Source organism: Pseudomonas grimontii (genome assembly GCF_007858185.1).
Classification (GTDB): Bacteria; Pseudomonadota; Gammaproteobacteria; order Pseudomonadales; family Pseudomonadaceae; genus Aquipseudomonas; species Aquipseudomonas grimontii.
Window position 1 is genome coordinate 1 of the sequence record NZ_VFES01000051.1, and the last position, 1,190, is coordinate 1,190.

Annotated in this window: 1 protein-coding gene; it reads left to right on the forward strand. The window is 57.2% G+C overall.

The window, feature by feature from the left end:
• Positions 1–64: 64 nt before the first annotated feature.
• Complete coding sequence (locus tag FIV39_RS32890) at positions 65–1,045, forward strand: IS5-like element IS1384 family transposase (protein ID WP_010466230.1); 981 nt, start codon at positions 65–67, stop codon at positions 1,043–1,045.
• Positions 1,046–1,190 lie beyond the last annotated feature (145 nt).

Consider the following 1,190-nt stretch of genomic DNA (forward strand, 5'->3'; position numbering starts at 1 on the left):
GGAAACTCTGAAAAAGACTTTCTGATTTGGCAAAATACCGCGACCCCACCCACCGAGTTTCCCGATGAAGCAGATGACCTTCGCCGACGCCGAGTACGCTGGCAAGCGCAAGCAAACCCGCAAGGAGTTGTTCCTGATCGAGATGGATCGGGTGGTGCCGTGGAAGGGCTTGATTGCTTTGATCGAGCCACATTATCCGAAAGGTGAAGGTGGCCGTCCGGCCTACCCGTTGATGGCGATGCTGCGTGTGCATCTGCTGCAGAACTGGTTCGGCTACAGCGATCCAGCGATGGAGGAAGCGCTGTACGAAACCACGATCCTGCGCCAGTTTGCCGGGCTGAACCTGGAGCGCATCCCCGACGAAACCACCATTCTCAACTTCCGCCGCTTGCTGGAGAAACACGAGCTGGCGGCCGGCATCCTCGCTGTCATCAATGGCTATCTGGGCGACCGCGGCCTGTCGCTGCGCCAGGGCACCATCGTCGATGCAACGCTGATCAATGCGCCCAGTTCGACCAAGAACAAGGACGGCAAGCGCGACCCGGAAATGCACCAGACCAAGAAGGGAAACCAGTATTATTTTGGCATGAAGGCCCACATCGGCGCCGATGACGAATCGGGTCTGGTGCACAGCGTAGTGGGCACGGCGGCCAATGTGGCGGATGTCACCCAGGTGGACAAATTGCTGCATGGCGACGAAAACGTGGTCTGCGCCGATGCAGGCTACACCGGTGTCGAAAAGCGGCCCGAGCATGAAGGACGTGAAGTTATCTGGCAGGTGGCGGCACGCCGCAGCACCTACAAAAAACTCGATAAGCGCAGCGTGCTGTACAAAGCCAAGCGCAAGATTGAAAAGGCCAAGGCTCAGGTGCGCGCCAAGGTCGAGCATCCGTTCCGGGTAATCAAGCGCCAGTTCGGTTACACCAAGGTGCGCTTTCGCGGCTTGGCCAAAAACACGGCGCAACTGGTGACACTGTTCGCTCTGTCGAACCTGTGGATGGCGCGCCGACATTTACTGACGAATGCAGGAGAGGTGCGCCTGTAATGCGGGAAATGGCCACCGGAGTGGGGTCCGGGTGGCGAAAACGTAAGAAATACTCGTCGAATTGATTGTTTTTTGATCATTTGGCGAGTTTAAAAGTTGCGCTAGGTGGTATGCCGGGGAAATACATGGCTACTTCAGACCATCC

What these genes read in the sequence shown, in the direction of transcription:
- FIV39_RS32890 (WP_010466230.1), top strand. Translation starts at nt 65, where the DNA reads ATGAAGCAGATGACCTTCGCCGACGCCGAGTACGCTGGCAAGCGCAAG.